This window comes from Pseudomonas sp. UBA5666 (assembly GCF_002420785.1).
In the GTDB taxonomy this organism is placed as follows: Bacteria; Pseudomonadota; Gammaproteobacteria; order Pseudomonadales; family Pseudomonadaceae; genus Aquipseudomonas; species Aquipseudomonas fulva.
Window position 1 is genome coordinate 40,770 of sequence record NZ_DIIQ01000014.1, and the last position, 20,425, is coordinate 61,194.

The 20,425-nt window shown below is 60.6% G+C and carries 16 protein-coding genes; 13 read left to right on the forward strand and 3 right to left on the reverse strand.

Annotated features, from left to right (window positions below; translation table 11 throughout):
- Window positions 1-334: 334 nt before the first annotated feature.
- Entirely contained in the window at window positions 335-1,069 is a 735-nt protein-coding gene (locus B2Y33_RS08135; protein ID WP_028686571.1) for a secretin N-terminal domain-containing protein, read from the reverse strand.
- 208 nt (window positions 1,070-1,277) lie between these two features.
- On the opposite strand from B2Y33_RS08135, the gene B2Y33_RS08140 reads away from it, so the two are divergent.
- On the forward strand, window positions 1,278-2,984 hold the full coding sequence (locus tag B2Y33_RS08140; RefSeq protein ID WP_206405421.1) for a S8/S53 family peptidase: 1,707 nt from the start codon (window positions 1,278-1,280) through the stop codon (window positions 2,982-2,984).
- A gap of 85 nt (window positions 2,985-3,069) precedes the next feature.
- The gene (locus B2Y33_RS08145; protein WP_049695699.1) at window positions 3,070-4,512 is read left to right on the forward strand and encodes a SulP family inorganic anion transporter; all 1,443 of its coding nucleotides are present in this window, start codon (window positions 3,070-3,072) and stop codon (window positions 4,510-4,512) included.
- Window positions 4,513-4,548: 36 nt separating this feature from the next.
- Here the strand turns inward: B2Y33_RS08145 and B2Y33_RS08150 are convergent, their stop codons facing one another.
- Window positions 4,549-4,974 (reverse strand): hypothetical protein, encoded by a 426-nt coding sequence (locus tag B2Y33_RS08150; protein WP_028686568.1) that lies wholly within the window; start codon window positions 4,972-4,974, stop codon window positions 4,549-4,551.
- 177 nt (window positions 4,975-5,151) lie between these two features.
- Between B2Y33_RS08150 and B2Y33_RS08155 the strand changes: the two genes are divergently transcribed.
- The 5 genes from B2Y33_RS08155 (at window position 5,152) to B2Y33_RS08175 (ending at window position 13,234) form a co-directional block, all read left to right on the forward strand.
- Window positions 5,152-5,454: a hypothetical protein gene (locus tag B2Y33_RS08155; protein WP_023534858.1), complete on the forward strand. Its 303-nt coding sequence runs from the start codon at window positions 5,152-5,154 to the stop codon at window positions 5,452-5,454.
- Window positions 5,455-5,594: 140 nt separating this feature from the next.
- Window positions 5,595-6,902 carry a DUF2599 domain-containing protein gene (locus B2Y33_RS08160; RefSeq protein WP_288632827.1) on the forward strand — a complete coding sequence of 436 codons (1,308 nt, stop codon included), beginning with the start codon at window positions 5,595-5,597 and terminating at the stop codon, window positions 6,900-6,902.
- A 113-nt stretch (window positions 6,903-7,015) separates the two neighbouring features.
- Window positions 7,016-8,317 (forward strand): hypothetical protein, encoded by a 1,302-nt coding sequence (locus tag B2Y33_RS08165; RefSeq protein ID WP_206405419.1) that lies wholly within the window; start codon window positions 7,016-7,018, stop codon window positions 8,315-8,317.
- A 106-nt stretch (window positions 8,318-8,423) separates the two neighbouring features.
- Window positions 8,424-12,314 (forward strand): RCC1 domain-containing protein, encoded by a 3,891-nt coding sequence (locus B2Y33_RS08170; protein WP_206405418.1) that lies wholly within the window; start codon window positions 8,424-8,426, stop codon window positions 12,312-12,314.
- A gap of 62 nt (window positions 12,315-12,376) precedes the next feature.
- The gene (locus tag B2Y33_RS08175) at window positions 12,377-13,234 is read left to right on the forward strand and encodes an Ig-like domain-containing protein (protein WP_206405417.1); all 858 of its coding nucleotides are present in this window, start codon (window positions 12,377-12,379) and stop codon (window positions 13,232-13,234) included.
- Window positions 13,235-13,369: 135 nt separating this feature from the next.
- Here B2Y33_RS08175 and B2Y33_RS08180 read toward each other — a convergent pair whose 3' ends face one another.
- Window positions 13,370-14,620 (reverse strand): 2-aminoadipate transaminase, encoded by a 1,251-nt coding sequence (locus tag B2Y33_RS08180; RefSeq protein ID WP_206405416.1) that lies wholly within the window; start codon window positions 14,618-14,620, stop codon window positions 13,370-13,372.
- 333 nt (window positions 14,621-14,953) lie between these two features.
- On the opposite strand from B2Y33_RS08180, the gene B2Y33_RS08185 reads away from it, so the two are divergent.
- The 6 genes from B2Y33_RS08185 (at window position 14,954) to uvrC (ending at window position 20,402) form a co-directional block, all read left to right on the forward strand.
- Window positions 14,954-16,336: an amino acid permease gene (locus B2Y33_RS08185; protein WP_027916242.1), complete on the forward strand. Its 1,383-nt coding sequence runs from the start codon at window positions 14,954-14,956 to the stop codon at window positions 16,334-16,336.
- Between the two features lie 57 nt (window positions 16,337-16,393).
- Window positions 16,394-16,891 (forward strand): PaaI family thioesterase, encoded by a 498-nt coding sequence (locus tag B2Y33_RS08190; RefSeq protein ID WP_181074270.1) that lies wholly within the window; start codon window positions 16,394-16,396, stop codon window positions 16,889-16,891.
- A gap of 37 nt (window positions 16,892-16,928) precedes the next feature.
- Window positions 16,929-17,372, forward strand: coding sequence for a GNAT family N-acetyltransferase (locus tag B2Y33_RS08195; protein WP_128610362.1), 444 nt, complete (start codon window positions 16,929-16,931; stop codon window positions 17,370-17,372).
- A 109-nt stretch (window positions 17,373-17,481) separates the two neighbouring features.
- On the forward strand, window positions 17,482-17,871 hold the full coding sequence (locus tag B2Y33_RS08200; RefSeq protein WP_088523592.1) for a helix-turn-helix domain-containing protein: 390 nt from the start codon (window positions 17,482-17,484) through the stop codon (window positions 17,869-17,871).
- A gap of 63 nt (window positions 17,872-17,934) precedes the next feature.
- Window positions 17,935-18,573 carry a response regulator transcription factor GacA gene (gene gacA, locus B2Y33_RS08205; RefSeq protein ID WP_027916239.1) on the forward strand — a complete coding sequence of 213 codons (639 nt, stop codon included), beginning with the start codon at window positions 17,935-17,937 and terminating at the stop codon, window positions 18,571-18,573.
- Window positions 18,574-18,578: 5 nt separating this feature from the next.
- On the forward strand, window positions 18,579-20,402 hold the full coding sequence (gene uvrC, locus B2Y33_RS08210; RefSeq protein ID WP_027916238.1) for an excinuclease ABC subunit UvrC: 1,824 nt from the start codon (window positions 18,579-18,581) through the stop codon (window positions 20,400-20,402).
- The last annotated feature ends 23 nt before the right edge of the window (window positions 20,403-20,425 follow it).

Sequence of the window (20,425 nt, forward strand, 5' to 3'; positions counted from 1 at the left end):
CAGGTCGGCTCGTGGATGCCTCGCTGCGGTGCTACACGAATGCTGTGACGGCGGTGACGCACTTGAGTCCCTCGAAACCACTTGCTCGGTGCAGTCGCAACCTCGTCGAACGGCCTTATGGGCTGTACGGACACGGGGCGCCTCCATGGTGACGGAGGGCGCCCCAAGGCCCTTGCCAGGGCCCCTGATTAGCGGGAGCGAGGCCATCATGCCCTCGCTAAAAAGTGCCTGTCAAACGTTTTGTAGTGCTTTTTTAGGTCTACTACATCTTTGGTCTAATACGACTCATCAGTCAGTTCAGAGGCCTTTGGTCGAGGCCGCAGACTGTCTCGGATCAGTCCAAAACATCGACTTTTACCCGCACTGTCATGTTTTTTCCCCGTTCAGTGCTGTAAGTATGGCTTCCGGTACTAAAGCCGGCCTGGCTCTGCTGGTTATACCCGGCCATATCGATCCACTCACCCACCTTGCCGGTGAGAGTTGTGTCGGTGCTTTGAACATCCACTACATCTGCACGTTCGCGGCTGATGCGATCATTATTAGTGCTGATCTGCAGGCGAACGGTGTCTCCAGTGAGCGTCGGTGTTACGTAAAAGCCTTGGGTTACATTGCGATATTGGGTATCGCTCTGTACACGCCCATATCCATCGGTACTGGAGCTGGTTACGGGGATGCTCTGGCCGACCTGAACCAGCGCTGGCTGACCTTCACTGGCCTGGATCTGCTGCACGCCGCCGTCGCGGTTGGAGGTGCCGCGGCGGATGATCTTCGCGTTGCCGCGCGTATCCTGAAACTGGCTGTCGCTGGTATCGACGCTGATCAGCAAGCGTTTGGCGGCGGTGTCCAGTTGCTTGAGTAGCTCACGCAGTTCGCCAATGCGTTGCGGGCTGGCATTGACGATGAGTTTGTTCTCGAAGGCGCTGACAGTACCGTCCTGGCCGATGAAGGCTTGCGCGGGCGGCAGCAACTCGGCGCTGCTGCGGTGCTGCAGTGGCACGACCTCAGTTTGGGCTTGTGCGGTCAGGCTGACCAGCAGTGCCAGCGAGATGAAAAGCGGGCGTGTGGACATGGGCAGGGTCTCCGTAAAAGGTGAGTGTAATCGCTGCATCGGCAGCACCCGAACTTCCTGAGCCATTTCGCAGCAATTGATGCCTGGGTCCTCAGTAGTGCCCACCTGTGGCTCGGCCTCCACAAGGAGGGTCTTGAAGGGCAGGGTAACGGCTGAACCTTGGCAGGGGCCGTGGGTCGCAATCACAGGTTATCCGAGGACGACTGTCATGAAACGCTGGTTCATCGTATGGGCGTGCTTGTGGAGCGCCGGTCTGCAGGCGGCGCCTGATACGCTGCGCATCCAGCAACTGCAGCGCTGCGGTGATCGATTGAGTGCCGAGCGCCAGCAGTGGTGCCTGCGCGTGACCGGCCTAGGTGAACAGGCGCCAACACTCAAGGTTGGGGGTGTGGCGGTACCTGCTGGAGCGTTGGAGCGCCAGGGGGACACGCTCACGCTGACCCTTGAACACCCGTCTGGGCCAAGTGCGCCGTTGTGGCTGGAGGTCGACGGGCAGGCCAGCAACCCTGTGTGGTTGACCCGTCAGCGCAGCCATGTGGTCGCCGCAGGTCCCGATGAAGTGGCCAAGAACATGGACGGCCTGACCACCTACCTGAATCTGGTCAGTGTGCTGATAGAGGAAAGATACGACGGTCTGCAGGAGGCGCGGCGCATTGCCGACAAGTACGGGGCGCAGGTGGTGGGTGCCATAGCGCCACTGAACGTCTACCAATTGCGCTTGCCGGTGCACGATCTGGTGCAACGGGACGCCATGATCCTGCGCATGGGCACGGAGGTCAGTGTCGATGCGGTGATCGTTGAAGAGTCGGCTCCCGAGCGGGGCGAGGAGGGGGACGGGCGCGCCCAACCGGCCATCACCCAGGCGGACGAATGGGCCGCCAACCGCTTCATGGACGCCCTGTACTACTATCAGCGCCGCATCCCTGCATCCAGAATTCCCGTCCAGCCTGTGCGCGTGGGGGTGATCGAAAGGGGTGTGGACTTCGATGCGCCTGGCTTCAAGGGTTATCGCGGCGCCTGCCAGCACGGGCAGACATGCGTGTATGCCAGGGACGTCAGCGAGCCTGCTAGCCATGGCACCCACGTGGCGGGCATTTATGCCGCCCAGGACGAGGGATTTCTCACTGGCCTGGGCAAGGCCAGCCCGGGGTTCGATGTGATCGTCGACCGTAATTCCGATGCCGGTATCACGGCCAATATCGCTGCATCGGTCAACCTGGTGCAGGACGGTGTGCGGGTGCTGAATTGGAGTTGGGGCATCCACCGAGTAGGTGCGCGTAACATCAAAGGGGATGAGGTCGATTCGCTGGTCCGTTCCGGGCTGGCCATGAGCGGTTACGAGGAGCTGCTCGAGGAGTTCTTCCTGTGGCTGCGGGCCAAGCATCCGGATGTCATCGTGGTGAATTCGGCGGGTAATGGGGCTTCGTGGTCGGGCACGGACGAATATCGGCTACCGTCGTCATTCGTCACCGAACAGTTGCTCGTGGTGGGCGGCCATCAGCGCAGTGAACACGCCGTCCCGGTCAATGACCCGCGCCATGTGCGCAAGCGCCACAGCTCCAACATCGACAGCCGCGTGGATGTCAGTGCCGCTGCATGCCTGCGGCCCTCCGGCGCAAAGCCCCATTGCGGCACGTCCTATGCCACGCCTTTAGTGGCGGCCACCGTGGCCGCGATGCTGGCGATCAATCCGGCGCTGACCCCAGCGCAGGTGCGCATGTTGCTACGGCGTAGTGCGCTGACCCTTGGCGAGCAGCAGGATTTCGAGGCGATGGATGCCGAGGACCTGACTGCCCCCATCTTGCCGTCGGAGCGAGGCGGGCGCCTGGATGATCCGGACCTTGGGCGGTCTGCACGGCTGGACATGCAGCGTGCTCTGGATTTGGCGGTGCAGAGTCGTGATCGGGTGCGCTGATCGGTGGCTCCTGCCTGACAAATTCCGTAACATCGCGCCTTTACTTTCGCGCTCCGTCCGTTCTGGACCGTCACTCAGGAAACCCATGAAACCCGCTCGCCTACGCGCCGACCTGCTGGCCGGCTTGACCACCTCGTTTGCTCTTGTGCCCGAATGCATTGCCTTCGCCCTGGTGGCACACCTCAATCCATTGATGGGCCTTTATGGCGCATTCGTCATTTGCACGCTGACCGCGCTGTTTGGCGGTCGACCTGGGATGATTTCCGGTGCCGCGGGCTCGATGGCCGTCGTGATCGTCGCGCTGGTGGTGCAGCACGGCGCGCAATACCTGCTGGCCACGGTGTTGCTCGGGGGCGTGGTGATGATCCTGTTCGGCGTGCTGCGCCTGGGCAAGCTGGTCAGGCTGGTGCCGTACCCGGTAATGCTCGGCTTCGTCAACGGCCTGGCGATCGTCATTGCCATGGCCCAGCTGGAGCATTTCAAGCAAGGCGAGCGCTGGCTCGACGGCGCGCCCTTGTACTTGATGGTCGGCCTGGTGGCGTTGACGATGGCGGTGGTCTACATCCTGCCCAGGCTCACCCGCGCTGTGCCACCGGCGCTGGTTGCGATCCTGGGCGTGGGTCTGTTGGTGTACCTGTTCGACCTGCCGACGCGCACCCTGGGTGACATGGCCCACATTGCTGGTGGCCTTCCGCAGCTGGCTTGGCCGGCGGTGCCCTGGACCCTTGAAACGCTGCAGATCATCGCCCCTTACGCCGTGTTGATGGCCATGGTGGGCCTGCTCGAAACCCTGCTCACCCTCAACCTGACGGACGAGATCACTGAAAGCCGCGGCTTTCCGGACCGCGAGTGCGTCGCGCTCGGGGCGGCCAACATGGTGTCGGGATTGTGCGGCGGCATGGGCGGATGCGCCATGATCGGGCAGACGGTGATCAACCTCAGTTCCGGCGGGCGAGGGCGGCTGTCCGGGGTGATGGCCGGGGTGATGATCCTGTTGTTCGTGCTGTTCCTTTCGCCATTGATCGAGCGCATCCCCTTGGCGGCCCTGGTAGGCGTGATGTTCGTGGTAGCGCAACAAACGTTCGCCTGGGCGTCGCTGCGGGTGCTGCACAAGGTGCCGGTGAACGACATGCTGGCGATCATCGCCGTCACCGTGGTGACGGTCTTCACCGACTTGGCCATGGCCGTACTGTTCGGCATCGTGATCGCGGCGGTGAACTTTGCCTGGCAACATGCGCGCGAACTGTACGCCGACAGTCATGAAGACGAGCACGGGCACAAGCGTTATCAGGTGCACGGCACGTTGTTCTTTGCCTCGACCGCGCCGTTCCTGAACCAGTTCGACCCGGCCAATGATCCGGCCGAGGTGACCTTGGACTGCCAGCACTTGAGCTTTGTGGACTATTCGGCCATTGCCGCGTTGAAAACCTTGCGCGAGCGCTATGCCAAAGCCGGCAAGCACCTGCGGGTGGTGCATTTGTCCGAGCGTTGCAAGAAGCTGCTCAAGCGGGCCGGCGAACAGCACTGAAGCGCCGGCCTGCCGAGGGTACCGCAGGCCAGGGTCTCAGTCGGTCGGGGCCTGCAGGTGCCACTGTCCGTCGGCTTCACGGGCCAGCCCGCTGGCGGGCAGCAGGGCGAGCAGGCGCGGGTGCAGCGCTGCATCGGTAAAGGTCTGTACGGTGCTCAGGTCGAGCATGCCGGACAGCGTCAGATCAGCCTTGGTGTAGGACAGCCAAGCCTTTTTCAGAACTTGGGCCATGTCGCTGGCGGCGGTACTGGCGAAGCGGCGATGCCATTGCCGGCCGTCGAACGAAAACGTGTGCGCCAGGGCGTAGGCCGTCTGGTCGGCGCCTTCAAGGCAACGGTGGCAGCGGCAGGGTCCCTCGCCAAACGCATTGCGCAGGTAGCTGTTGAAATCCACGACCGGCTTGAGGGACAGGCGTTTGTCGACGTCGAACAGGTCGGCGATCAGGGGTTCTTCGGCGCTCACTCGGGATCCTCGTATGCTAGGGCGTGTATCGGCCGGCACCCTAACAGATCATGGCGAGCAGATCACCTGTGTTGGCCTGTCCCGTGCGGGCTCAGCAGGCGAACGCTAGAGACAAGGCGTGACGGCTGCCGTACTCTACGCGCCCCTATGCCCACCCACGTTTCGAGGTAGACCCGCTTGAGCAACCAGTACCCGTACATCGCCACCATCACCATCAGCGCCGAAGACCGAGGCGGCGACATCGAAGCCTCGGAAAACGCCAGCATGCGCGTGGGCCTGGAGGCGGTGACCGAGACCCTCAAGAAGGTGCATTTCGTCGGTACGCTGGCCGCGCCGGAAAAGAACGCCACGCACATCTGCGTGACCCTGGAAAACGGCCTGACCTACTATGGCCCGATCGTCAACGGCCACGCCGAGCTCGAAGGCGGCTGGATTGCCTTCGAGTCCGATATGCTGACACCCGAAGAGCTTGGGCTGTAAGTACTGCAGCACGGCGATAAAAATTCACTGCAACTTCCATAGATCGAGTAAGTTAAAAACTAGTATTTCTGCTAGTTGTTGCCACCCGTGGGCATCCTTAGCATCGAAGTCGGAAATATATCCGACAAGAGGATGCCGCGATGATCAGGATGAAGGCGAGAGTCGCCTGTGTTTTGATTCCACTGTCGACTTTTACTGGGATAGCAGACGCCGCCACGTGTGAAGGTGTCGTCAAGCAGATTGAAAGTTGGTATTCCGATACGCGTTCCGATTGTGGCTTGGATCCGGCCGTCGACTGCAGTGGGGTGATGTTAAGGGCCACGCATCGTTGGGATGAAAAAGTTGGCAATCCGGAAAAGATCCCCACACCGAACGACCCTCTTAAATATTATGTCTGGAACCCTAGCCCGGCGTCGGTAGCTTCGGGTGGCGTTTCGGTCTCCTGGATGCGTGCCGACCAAATCGCTTATCGAGATCCTGGCATGGCGGCGAACAACGGCTACATCATCACGCCTCGTCAGTTCGTGAACGATGCTGATAAAAAGCTGAACGTCGTCTGTGCGTTTCCACTCGACGCCTGGACCGACTTCCGCCAAGAACGTGGCTGTTTGGATAATGCCAACACCGCTGAAGTGGAGAACAGTTGTCAGGCACTCGGGATTACCGACGCAACAGGATGGGTCGGTCATTATAACGGTTTGCAGGCATTCGCTGGCACCAACCGCCACCAAAGACTATGTGGTTTCAGTTTGAAAAGAAGCCTTGGCCGTGCGCAACGCACTGAGGCGTTCAAGGACTTTATCAGTGCCCGCCAGGCGATCGCCAATACGTCTGATGCGTTGGAGACTCAAACGGAGTTGCGCGTGGCGACTTGGGATAAGGATAAAGTTCCGGTGGCGGCCTTTTTCTATAGTCTTGATGCCGGTCGCAAGCAAGCCATGAAGAACCAGTTTGATTATTATCAGCACACCGGGTCATGGGTCCCGGTGGTGAGGTTCGACTTTCCGCAGTCCGCCAACAGTGCGGCGCGCTTCTCCTGTGAGGCCGATGCGCAACATCGAGACCTGCCGCGTCGCATTCAGGCAAGCTCCAATAAGCCCTATATTCAAAGCGCTGAGTGGATCCAGCGTGACGACCCGCACTTAGGGAAAGACGTATGGTCTTTGGCGGTCACGCCTACGGCGCACGGCCGGCGCATCGCTGCGAACGAGACCGAAGCGATGTATGCCGAGTTGCTGAGAAAATATGGCGATGACCCGCGTTGGAGTGGGGATCGGTACGGGGGTGGCATGCGCAGGCAACTGGTCTGCCATCTGAATGGCACCGACCAGGGGCGTGCCATACGTGAAACGCCGGTCTACAACATGGAGCCCATACGCCCCGATGCCACGCAACAACAAGCACTCGCCGAGGGCTGCAATGTCTGGCCGGCCGTACCGTATCTCTAGTGGTCCGGCGGGATATCCCCTTGGTTGAATGACCCTGCCACCGCCCGTGCATGGCTTTGCCCAGAGTACCGGTGGTGGCAGTACGTTTGCCGCGGTCTTTTCAGGAGTCACCTATGAATCGCCTAACGCTGCAAATTTGCGGTATAGCCCTGCTATGCCTGTCCACTTCCAGTATCTGGGCCATGAGTGGTCCCGGAGTTGCCGATGCGCTGAACATGCGCCTGGCTGATACCCCCGAAAAATGCGCTGCAAATCAACCCGATTACTCCTGTAGCGGCGTGCTGGCCAGGCCAATGTCGCAGAACCATCCGTACAAGTTCTGGGAGCATGATTCGGCAGCCAGCCAGCGAGGCAGTGAGCAGTTTGTCTACCTGCGCAGCGATCTGCCAGCAGCGACGGCTACGGAGAATACCGGCTTTATCCTCATGAACCGTTTCGAAGCGTTGGCCCAGGACAAGGCTTACGATGTGAGCTCTCGGCCGCAGCCCGAAACCGTTGAGGTGAGCAACTGGGATGCCCAGACTCCGGCGAAAGTAGCCGTCCAGGCACTGTATTACCGCTTGGACGTACCGGGCGCGTTGTGGCGCGGGCAGAGACACCAATTGAGCTGGTATCAGGCCACGGGGGAGTGGTTACCCCTTGTTCGCTACCAGCCGAGCGACTCCCTTGTCTTCGGTTTTGCTCAGTCTGAGCAGTTAAACGAAGGTTACGCTGTAGCAGCACGAATCAACGCTCGATATGTGGATACGGCGCCTGCCTGCCCGGACGGGAGTGCCCGTTACAACTGCAATGGCGTATGGGTGCGTGGGGCCGGCCCCGGGAACTTTCGTGTTTGGAATAATACGCCTGACTCTAAACTCAATAACGCTGTTTCGTTCAGTTTCTATGCAGCCGATACCCAGGTTGTTCAATCGTCAAACTACACCCAGGGCTATATATTGAAAGCATCGGGCGCTCCGGCAGCTCAGCCCATCACGTTGCGTTGTATGTATCCGCAGAATGCGGCAACGTCACGCAGAAATAATCCTTGCTCTCATCAGGGGGTCTGCCGAAGCTTAGGCATCACTACGGCTACACAGTGGAATAACCGCTATAACGGCGGCCGGAACGGCACTTGTGCCTTTGATGCAGACCAGGCGGGCTTTCAGTTGGCGGCGGAAGTCCGAAAGCTGCGTTCCGCCAACGATTGGAACGAAGCGGTGATGAACGTTTGGCCCGACAATGTGCCGGCGGACCTTCCGTTGGAGGCATTTTATTATCGGAACACCGCAACAGCCAAAGATACTGCGAGACGCTATCAGCGAGAATTCAATCAGGATACCGCTGGCGGATACCTGCCTGTATTGGCGCTGGATACCTATGCGGCCAATGGGCAATTGGTAGAGTATCGCCCTGAAGATCAATACTTCGAATGATCAGTGAAAACATGACGGTGCGTACTCGTGCGCAAGCTGAATTGATAATACTAGCTATCTATCGTGAGCGTTTCAGTATGTGCTGATTTCAGCAGCGGAGGATAAAATGCCAACGACCCTGGCTAATGCATTGCAAAACGATATCGATGATTTCAACGCCTACTTATTGAAACTCGACCCCACCCGTGCTCCGGCAGGCAGTATCGGTCATGTTTATATCCCCGAAAGCGTCTACCCACTCAAGACCAAAGGCGCCGACGTCGGGGTTAGCGGCGACCTGATCAATGAAGGCGTTGCCGGCCTGCCTGTGGTTATCCCGGCCTACTCGAACATGCAAGTGGACGATGTGATCAAGGTCTACTGGGACGACGATCAGGTCTGGACCCACAAAGTGCGCAGCGGCCAGCAAGGCCAACCGCTGACATTGAACATCCCGGCCGATGATATTCCAGCGGGCATTACCGAACTCTATTTCAGCGTCACTGCACCTAGCGCCAGTGTCGAGGAGCAGTCGGTGCGACTGAGCGTGCTGGTGCGGCTCAATTATCCGGGCGAAGACCCCAATCTGGACCATCAACTGGCGCCAGCCACGGTGTCGCATGCCAAGATCGACCTCAACAGCAAGAACGTGCAAGTGACGGTGCCTGCCTACGCCAAGATGCGCCGCTATGATCGCATCCAACTGAGCTGGTCGGGGCACATGCTCGAGCATGAGGTGACCAGCCGCCAAGTCGGCAAGGCGATCACCATCGATATCCCCGATTCGGTGGTCGACGGCTCCAGCGATGCCAATGTGGAAATCAGCTACTACGTCATTGACGAGGTGGGCAACGAGTCCGATGACTGGTCGCCCAACACGGTGATCACCAACGATCTGGCCAAAGGCCTGCCGGCGCCGCACGTGGTGGATCCGCAGACCCTCCAGAGCGTGTCGCGCTTGCAGCCGGGCTCGCCAGGTGCGGCGGGGCTCAGTGTCGAGATCGATCCACCTGCGGGAGGGTTCAAGGTCGGCGATCAGATTCATGCGCTATGGACTGGCGAGGATGCTCAGGGGGTTAGGTCGGAGATCGATCTTGGTACGCAGGTGGTGGTACGTGGCACCCGCACCCTGATCTTCGACCTGCCGGTGCGCCACCTGCAACCTTTATGGGGAGGCCAGGGCATAGCCAGCTACGAATGCTACCGGGGCGCCAAGGTTGAATATTCCAAGCGCACGCGGGTGAAGTTCGTAGGCGCTGCGCTCAAATTGCCGCCGCCGCAGCTCAATGGTATCAGTCAGGGCTACACAGAAGCCGATCTTGATCCCGTCATAGTGGTCGTGCCAGCCGCGGCCAAGTTGCAAGCCAACGACCTGGTGACGCTTACATGGCGGGGTGTGCGCCCAGATACCACGCTGCTGCTCGAGAAACCCGCGCCGTTGCGCATCAGCACTGCCCAGGCCGGACAGGATGCGGTGTTTCGTCTCAATGGCAGCAAGCTGCTGCTACCGCTCGACGGTGGTACGTTGGATGTGTCCTACACAGTTACCCGGGGCAAGGTGCAGGTGTTGTCCGAATCCGCCTTGCTGGATGTCGGTGAAACGTTGGAAACCTTGGTTGCACCGACGCTCGATCCAGATCCCGCCAACGGCGTGCTCGACCCCGCGCTGGCTGAATACGCCCTGGGTGTGGACCTGGTCGTGCCGCTGCCCGGTACCATCAGCGCGCCTTATACGGTTGAAATCGAATGGAGTACTTCATCCGGCGGGGTCTATCTTGACACTCAGAATGTACCCGCCTCTGGCGGCACCAGCATCAAGTTCCAGATCCCGCGCGCGCAGCTCGATCCGGGTCTGACCCAAACCCAGAATGTGACGGTCTACTACCGCATCATGCGGCCTGGGCAAATCGACCTGGTATCCTTCGACCTTGAGCTGGTGCTTGGTAAACAGCCGCAGCACGACCTTCCTCTGCCAGTGGTCAACGAGGTGCAGCAGGACGTGCTCGACCCCAGCGCCCTGAGCCTTGCTGCGACGGTGACGATTCCGGCTGCGGCCGGGCTGGCTGCTGGTGACAAGGTGGTGGTGTATTGGAATGGCGACCACCCCAACAGCGTTATCGAAGTTCACGATTCGGTGGCCAGAGGCGAGGAGGGTGCGGCGCGCACAGTGCCGATCGACTTGCGCTACGTTCTGGCCAGCGAGAACGGCGAAGTCGATGTGCAATACGAAATCATCCGTTTCGACGATAAACGCCCTTCGGATTGGTCAGGCCTCATCAAGTTCCGCGTCCAGCGCGGCCCCTTGCCGGATGCGGTAATCGCCGAGGCTTTGCAGGGCAATATCAACCCATTCGACCTCAACGGCCAGGCCACGGTGGTGATCGCGGCTGCGGCCAGGCTCGAGATCGGCGATGAGGTGCTGGTCGATATCGAGGGCCTCCAGGGCGGACAGGTGAACACCATCACCCATACTGTGCAGGCCGGTGAGCAGGGGGTAGCACTGCACGTCCCGGTCGCCTCGGCGATCATCGTCGCCCACATGAACCATGGGCTGAAACTCAGCTACAGAATCAAACGCTTTGCCGATGGCCGGGTGGAGCAGTCGCCGGAGCAACTCTATTCGGTCAACCAGGTGGTCAGTGCTGGGCCTTTGCGAGTCATGGGAGCGCGCTTCAACGTCGATGGCAGAGCCGCCATAACCCCGCCGCGGCGTTTGACGGCCGTACATGGGGTGACCTCCAGCCCGATCATCGCCGAGTGGCGCTACAGGGGCGACGCCACTTGGACACCCGCGCAGACCTGGCACGATACCCAGCCAGAGCGCCTGCTCGAAGTGCGCACAGGCGCGCAGCAGATTGTGCTCAATGTCCCTAATGTGATGGGTAATGACAGGGGCTTCACTGCGCTGACCGATACGCCGGTGCCTGGCGCTTACGGGCTTAAATCATGGGGTAGTATCGCCGCTGCACCTGCGCTGGATGATGTGGTCGACCTCTCGGTCACCAACCTGGCCATGGCGGCCCGACGTTCGAATGGCGCGATTACCTGCTGGGGTCATCCCAATTACGGTGCGACCATGCGGCCGGAAGATGTGGTGCGGCGGGATTTCCTAAAGGTTCGCTCCAACTACGAGGCCTTCGTCGCCTTGTACGGCACCAATCCTGGCGATCGGTATCTGACCGGATGGGGCGTTATCGCCTCAGGTGGGCAGATTCCGCAATACATTCTCGACCTGCGGGACGTCGATGAAATCGTAGCTACCCTCTACGCATTCGCGGCGCTGCGCAGCAATGGGGGGATGGTTGCCTGGGGTCATCCGAACTACGGCGGTGTCATGCCGCCAGACCTTCAGATTCTTGACGATGTAGTCGAGGTGCAAGGTGGCGTTCGCACGTTCATCGGCCGACGTGTCACTACCGATGGGCGCAAGAAAGTGTTCGTATGGGGCGATTTAAGCCATGTCGGCAGCCTGCCCACGGACATTGCCCAGCGCGATGATATCGAGTCGATCGAGGCGCATACAGCTGCCGCTCACTGCTTGCTGACCAGTCAGCGCAAGGTCATTGCGTTCGGTGGTGCGGCCTACGGTGGGGTCGTGCCCGTCGAGATCGCGCGCTTGACCGACATTGTCGAGGTAACTGCAACCTCTTCGGCATTCTGTGCCAGGCGCAGTAACGGGCACGTTGTGGCGTGGGGGCGCGCGGCGGAAGGGGGGAATCTGCCCGCTGACATCGCCAAACGCGCTGATGTAATGCAAGTCAGTGCTACAAGCGCAGCGTTCGCCGCATTGTTCGCCGATGGCTCGGTCAGATGCTGGGGCAGTAACTCGTATGGCGGCTACACAACTGACCTAGCCGGCCAGTTGATCAACGTGAGGGCAATCTACGCCAACTATTATGCCTTCACTGCGTTGACCCATGATGGCCGCGTGCTGACTTGGGGGGACAGTCGATACGGCGGATCCAGTTTGTCCGTCCAGGCCGACCTGGTACAGAAGGTTCGCGCCCAGCGCATCTGATTATCAACCTCGATGGCAGGGCCGGCGGACACTCCCAACACGGCCCTCAATAGGAGCGCCTCATGAGCAACCTCAACACCCCGACCTCGGATCACGCCATCGCCGGATGGCTCAACCCGGACCGCCTGCCCGCACAAGGCGCAGCGGTCGACATCCAGCTCGATGCGATGTATGCAGGCAAGGAACTCACCGTCGTTCTGGCCAAGGTGGATGGTACGAAGTTGGCAAGCAAGAGCCTGCCAGTAAACTACAACGATCAACTTATTACCTTGCGCTTCCCAAAGCAGCTGTTCGCCCAGGGCAGCGGCAAGCTCAAGGTCTATTACACAGTTGGCCAGGATGGGCCCAGCGCGGCCTTGGAGTTCGGAATCAGCGATGGTTTCACCGGCAGTCATGAGGTGGACTTCTCAGCCCAGCGGCTGCCAGTGTTCCTTCACAACGGCAAGATCAAGCTGCCCAAGCAGTTGCCGGCACAGATGAAGTTCGCTCGTCCCTTGCTCGGCGCCACTGGCTACAAAAGCAGTGATGCAAGCGTCGCGACGGTGGACGGCGCCGGTAATATCGGGGTCTTGCGAAACGGTAGTACCACCATTACCGCTACTCTGGCCTCAGGTAGCACAGAGCAGTATCAATTGACCGTCACCGGCCTGGTCGGGTTGGAAATCCTTGCCGCCAGTTCGACACGGAGCAGTGCCGAGAAGCTGTGTAAGTCCCTTGGCATGCGCATGCCAAGCAAGTCAGACTTCATCTTGTTCAAGAATGTTTACGGCGATCAGCTCGGCCAGTGGTTGCCGGACCTGGCAATCTGGGGTGAGACGATCGGTGCCGACAGCGCCTGGACTTTCCACCCCCACACCGGCGTGATCACCGGCGAGTCCAGCAAGGACGGGGTATTGCGTCAGGCGGCGGGAATCAACTGAGGCAAGCCGGCGTGTAAACGGCCTGGTCTACTGCGGTTTGGTCGTCAATTGCCATTCGAACTCGAAGGCAGCTTAATTGCCTTCGAGTTCGACAGGCTTACTCCGCAAGCGCTGAGTCTCTATATCCTCTTCCTCTCAGGAGTCAAGCTCTGCTAGGCACCTCTCGAGCACATCCAGGCCTTCCTCGAGCACGTGGGCCTCGATGGTCAGCGGTGCCAACAGGCGGATGATGTGCCGCGCCTTGCCGCTGGGCATCAGCAGCAGCCCCCTGGCGCGTGCCGCTTCAATCACCTTTACCAGCTGCGCCGGTGCCGGGCTGCCGTCGGCATTGACGAACTCGATCCCGCGCATGGCACCGACGCCGGTCAGGCGGCCGAGGAACGGCAGGCCCATCGCCTGCCAGTGTGCGAAGCGGCGCACGATTGCCTGCTCCTGACGTTCGCCCCAGGTAGCGATGTTCTCGTCGGTCATCTGCGCCAGGCTGGCCAGGGCCGCTGCGCAGGCGATTGGGTTGCCTGAATAGGTGCCACCCAGGCCGCCCTTGGGCAGCGCTGCCATCAGTTCCTTGCGCCCGACCACCGCACCCAGCGGCATGCCGCCGGCAATGCTTTTGGCCAACAGCAGCAGGTCGGGCTCAAGCCCCAAGCGCGGGAAGGCGAAGCGCTGGCCGGTGCGGCCGAATCCGGACTGGATCTCGTCGATGATGATCAGGATGCCATGGTCGTCACAGAAGCGGCGCAGGGCCTGGGCGAAGCTTGGGTCAAGGGCGAGGAATCCGCCTTCGCCTTGCACCGGCTCGAAGATGAACGCCGCCACGTCCTCCACTGCCAGTTCGACGCTGAACAGGCGGTCCATCGCCTTGAGGGCCTGTTCGCAGGTAACCCCGTTATCGGCGCTGGGGTAGGGCATGTGGTACACCGGCCCCGGTAGTTCGCCGACCCGCTGCTTGTAAGGGGCCACCTTGCCGTTGAGGTTCAGGGTGGCCAGTGTGCGGCCGTGGAAGCCGCCGTCGAAGGCGATGATGGCGCGCTTGCCGGTCGCCGCACGGGCGACTTTCAGGGCGTTTTCCGCCGCCTCCGCGCCGCTGTTGGTCAGCATGCCGGCCAGCGCGTAATCGACCGGGATGAATTGGTTGAGTTGCGCCATCAGCTCAAGGTAAGGGGCATGCGGCGCTGCATTGAAGGCGTAGTGAGTCAGGCGGCTGGCCTGAGCTTGTATGGCCTGTACGACCGCGGGATTGCAATGGCCCAGGTTCAACACGCCGATGCCGCCTACGAAATCGATGTAGCGTTTACCTTGCTCGTCCCACACCTCGGCGTTGCGGCCATGTGAAAGGGTGATGGGATGAACGATGGCGATGGATTGGCTGATGCAGTCGTGGTTCATGGGGCAGGGACCTATGGGCGATGTGCTGCCAATCCAAACGCGTGTCATCAGGGGGTGCAAACGAATTATTGGATTGCTTTCATTCCTTTGATTCTTGATGTATTCGAGTCAATCATCAACGCTCTGCGAGCGATGAACTCGGAGCCTTATGAACTGACCTTCACGACATAGGCCTGCAGGCCAGTTTAGAGAACGTGTTCCTATGTGTAAGAGCACGTGATCATTCCTTGAGGGAATCACGTAGTGATAAAACGTCGTTTGTGACGCCCCGGCCAAGCCCCAATACTGACTCGGATCAAAAAATGACCGTGCGATCCAGTCAGAGGGTTCAACATGGCTTCCTCGAACAACAAGAAACAGCGTTCCTTGCAACATGGCCTGACTTCGCGCCAGGTATCGATGATTTCCATTGCCGGCATCATTGGCGCCGGGCTGTTCATTGGCTCGTCCAACGCCATCGCCACGGCAGGCCCGGCCATTCTCATTTCCTACGCCATGACCGGGCTGCTGGTGTTGCTGGTGATGCGCATGCTGGGTGAGATGGCCATTGCCAACCCTAACAGCGGCTCGTTCTCCACCTACGCCTCGCAAGCCATTGGCCCGTGGGCAGGCTTTACCATCGGCTGGCTGTACTGGTGGTTCTGGGTGTTGATCATTCCGGTCGAAGCCATTGCCGGCGCTGATATTCTGCATGCCTACTTTCCCGGGGTGCCGTCCTGGCTGTTCGCCTTCCTGATCATGCTCGTGCTATCGGGCACCAACCTGATCAGTGTCAAGAACTTCGGCGCGTTCGAATACTGGTTCGCGTTGATCAAGGTCGTGGCCATCGTTGCCTTCATCGTCGTGTGTACCTTGGCGGTGAGTGGGTTCTGGCCCTTGGCCGAGGTGTCCGGGGTCAGCCGACTCTGGGATGCTGGGGGCTTCATGCCCAATGGCTTTGGCACCGTACTGGGCGGCGTGCTGATCACCATTTTTTCGTTCTTTGGCGCGGAGATCGTCACCATCGCTGCCGACGAGACGGCCAACCCCAAGGACAAGATCCGGCGTGCCACCAACCTGGTGGTGTATCGCATCGCGATCTTCTACCTGGCTTCGATCTTTCTGGTGGTTTCGCTGGTGGCCTGGAATGATCCAGGGCTCAAGGCAGTCGGCTCGTTCCAACGCGTACTTGAAGTGCTGAACGTGCCTGGTGCCAAGCTGCTGGTGGACTTGGTGGTATTGGTAGCCGTGACCAGTTGCATGAACTCGGGGCTGTATACCGCCTCGCGCATGCTGTATTCGCTGGGCGCTCGCGGGCAGGCCCTGCCCATGACCCGGCGTATCTCAGGCTCCGGCGTGCCCACGGTCGCGGTGATCCTCTCGACGTTGGCAGGGTTTGCCGGGTGTCTGGTCAACTACGTGTTCCCAGGCAAGGTATTCGGCTTTCTGCTGTCCACCACCGGTGCCATTGCGCTGCTGGTGTATCTGGTCATCGCCGTGTCGCAATTGCGCATGCGCGCCCGCGCAGAGCGGGAAGGGCGCCCGCTGGAGCTCAAGATGTGGTTGTTCCCATGGCTGACCTGGCTGGTTATCGCCACCATCGTCCTGGTGCTGGGATACATGTTGGTCAGCGATGCCTACCGATACGAAACATTGATGACAGCCGGGGTCACGACGTTCATCCTTGTAGTAGCGCTGGCCAGGCGCCCCGGCAAGGCGAGCCTGCAAACCGCGTGACCTCTCTGCTTTAATGAGGGCGTAGCGCGCCCTCATTACAACAAGCACAGGAAGCGTATGAACGATCAAGCCTTGAGCCTGCAGGCAGTGGCTGCCCTGGATGGCATTTGCTATGGCTGTGGCAGCGCCCATCCGGGCGGGCTGCATGTACAAAGCCATTGGGCCGAAGACGGCATTCATCTGATCTGCCGGCACACCCCCGACGCTACCTTTACCGGCTGGCCGGGGCTGGTCTACGGCGGATTGCTCGCGATGCTGGTGGACTGCCACTCCAATTGGACGGCCATGGCCTACCACTATCGAAACGAAGGCCGGGCGCCTGGCAGCTTACCGCGTATCGACTGCGTCACTGGCCGCCTGGGGCTTGAGTACCTCAAACCAACCCCTATGGGGGTTGAGCTGCTGCTCAAGGCTCGGGTTGAGGGGGAAGTAGCACGCAAAAGCCGGGTGATCTGCGAGGTGTGGGCCGATGGGGTGCTCACTGTCAGGGCCGATTCGGTGTTCGTCCGTGTCGATACCGATAAGTTGCAGCGCCAGGCCCATGCAAGGGCGTGAGTTCCTTACGGCCAAGCCTGCCTGAGCGGGAGAACGCGTGATGCTGCAACTGACCCCTGCCACTGACAGTGACCTTGCGTTCGCCCGCGACCTGACGCGCCGTCTCATGCTGCCGTATTACCACCGCTACGACCTGCTCTGGGTGGAGCAGGCGTTCGATCAGGCCTGGCAATGGCGCGAGCAGTGGCTGGTGACCAATACCGACGCCGTGTTGGGTTTCTGCAGCCTCAGCCAGGATAGCCAGGCGCTGTTCATCCGGGAGTTGCATTTGCTTCCCGCCCACCAAGGGCAGGGCGTTGGTAGCTGGGTGCTCGAAACGCTTGCGCATTGGGCAGCCCAACGGCGCCTGGCGTTGCTCAGGCTGATGGTGTTTCGCACCAATCCGGCGCGCAGGCTTTACCAGCGACGAGGCTTCGTCGAAATGGGTGAGGATGACTGTTTTGTGCGCATGCAGCGCACGATCGATTGCTCAGGACAATGATGCCTTGTCCCAACCGGCTGGCAGCGGCATAGTGCCCTGTGTGAGCGACGCGGAGGTAAGTGCGGACGTGGCGCTGCTCGGAGATACCCAGGGACAAGGAGACGCCCGGATGAATGGAATCGGCCCCCGGCTGCGGGAAGAACGTGAACGGCTGGGCATGACCCAGCGTGTATTCGGCGATATCGGCGGGGTGGAACCCAACGCGCAGGGCAAGTACGAGAGTGGGGAGCGCACGCCACGTGTCGATTACCTGGCCGCCGTAGCGGCCAGGGGGGTTGATGCGCTGTATGTGCTTAACGGGGTGCGTACCCCTGTACCCTTGCACGGGCTTAGTGCGCAGGAGTCGGACGTGCTCAACGCGCTTCGGCGCGTCGCTGAAGCCGACAGGACGGCGATTTATCACCTGTTGAAACGTCTGTCCGACGACAGGCATGAGCATCCGGGGCGTATAAGTTCGGACGCCGGTCGTCAGCCGTTTCTGACGAAAGCAATGCGCTAGGCCGGTTGTGAAAAATTTTGTTAAGGTGGCGGCATCCAATCGCCCTGCTGAAGAGGTGTGTGCTTGATTAGGGTCCTAGTGGTCGACGACCACGATCTGGTACGAACCGGTATTACGCGCATGCTGGCCGACATCGACGGCTTGCAGGTGGTAGGTGAAGGGGACTCCGGCGAATCGGCGCTCAAGCTTGCGCGCGAGCTCAAGCCAGACGTTGTACTGATGGACGTCAAGATGCCTGGCATCGGCGGCCTTGAGGCCACACGCAAGTTGCTGCGCAGTCACCCTGACATAAAGGTGGTGGCGGTGACCGTGTGTGAAGAAGACCCGTTCCCCACGCGCCTGCTACAAGCAGGCGCGGCCGGCTACCTGACCAAGGGGGCAGGGCTCGATGAGATGGTTCAGGCCATTCGCCTGGCATTCGCCGGCCAACGCTACATTAGCCCGCAGATCGCCCAGCAGTTGGCGCTCAAATCGTTCCAGCCACAGGGCTCGCCGTTCGATGCGTTGTCCGAGCGTGAAATCCAGATTGCCCTGATGATCGTCGGCTGCCAGAAAGTGCAGATCATTTCCGACAAGTTGTGCCTCTCACCCAAGACCGTCAATACCTACCGGTACCGGATCTTTGAAAAACTCTCGGTCACCAGTGACGTCGAACTGACATTGCTGGCCGTTCGCCACGGTATGGTTGACGCAAGCCTGTAAACCTCATGTCTGAAGTCTTTGATGCCAGCGCATTCCTGGCGACCTGCAGTGGTCGCCCGGGTGTGTACCGAATGTTCGATGCCGATGCGCGGCTGCTCTACGTGGGCAAGGCCAAGAACCTCAAGAAGCGCCTTGCCAGCTATTTTCGCAAGTCCGGGCTGGCGCCCAAGACCGCTGCGCTGGTCAGCCGCATCGCTCAGGTGGAAACCACCATCACCGCCAACGAAACCGAGGCGCTGTTGCTGGAGCAGAACCTGATCAAGGAGTGGCGCCCGCCGTACAACATCCTGCTGCGTGACGACAAGTCCTACCCTTATGTATTCCTCTCCGACGGTCAGTTTCCACGGCTTGGCATTCATCGGGGCGCGAAGAAAGCTAAGGGGCGCTACTTCGGCCCTTACCCAAGTGCCGGGGCCATCCGCGAGAGCCTGAGCGTGCTGCAGAAGACCTTTCTGGTACGGCAATGTGAGGACAGCTACTACGCCAACCGCACCCGCCCGTGCCTGCAATACCAGATCAAGCGCTGCAAGGGGCCCTGTACCGGCCTGGTTAGCGCCGAGGAATATGCCGAAGACGTGCGCCACTCGGTGATGTTCCTGGAAGGGCGCAGCCAGCAGTTGGGCAACGAGCTCAATGCCGAGATGGAAAAGGCCGCCATGGACCTCAATTTCGAAAAGGCGGCCGAACTGCGCGACCAGATTGGCCTGCTGCGCCGGGTACAGGACCAGCAATACATCGAAGGGGGCAGCGGCGAGGTCGACGTCATCGCCGCGTTCGTCAACCCTGGTGGCGCTTGCGTCCACATGATCAGCGTCCGTGGTGGGCGTGTGCTGGGGAGCAAGAACTTCTTCCCGCAGGTCGGTATCGAGGAAGACGTCTCCGAGGTGATGGCGGCTTTCGTTTCGCAGTACTACGTCGGCAACCCGGAGCGTGAGTTGCCGGGGGAGCTGATCGTCAACGTGGTGCACGAGGACTTCGAGGCCATCACCGAAGCCCTCAACGCCCTGCGCGGCCGCGAGCTGACCATCAGTCACCGAGTGCGTGGCACCCGCGCGCGCTGGCAGCAGTTGGCAGTGACCAATGCCGAGCAGGCGCTCAACGCACGCCTGGCCAACCGCCAACACATGGCCGCACGCTTCGACGCACTGGCTCAAGTGCTGGACCTGGACGAAGTGCCGCAACGCTTGGAGTGCTACGACATAAGCCATTCCAGTGGCGAGGCCACGGTCGCCAGCTGCGTGGTGTTCGGGCCGGAGGGGCCGATCAAGTCGGACTACCGGCGCTTCAATATCGAAGGCGTGACTGCCGGCGACGACTACGCCGCCATGCACCAGGCCCTGACCCGTCGTTACGGGCGCATCCGTGATGGCGAAGGCAAGCTGCCGGACGTACTGCTGGTGGACGGGGGCAAGGGCCAGTTGAACATGGCGCGCGATGTGATGCAGGAGCTGGGTTTCAGTGAGCTGACCCTGCTTGGCGTGGCCAAAGGCGTTACGCGCAAGGCCGGCTTCGAAACCCTTTACCTGAACGATGTGCACAACGAATTCACCCTCAAGGGCGATTCGCCGGCGCTGCACTTGATCCAACAGATCCGCGACGAGGCTCACCGCTTCGCGATCACCGGTCACCGTGCTCGTCGCGGCAAGGCCCGGCGAGTGTCGAGCCTTGAGGATGTGGCAGGCGTCGGGCCCAAGCGCCGGCGCGACTTGCTGAAACATTTCGGCGGCCTGCAAGAGCTCAACCGCGCCAGTGTCGACGAGATTGCCAAGGCACCGGGCATCAGTAAAAAGCTTGCCGAGTCGATTTATGCCAGCCTGCATAGCGAGTAGAATGCCGGGTTCAACCCGCAGCC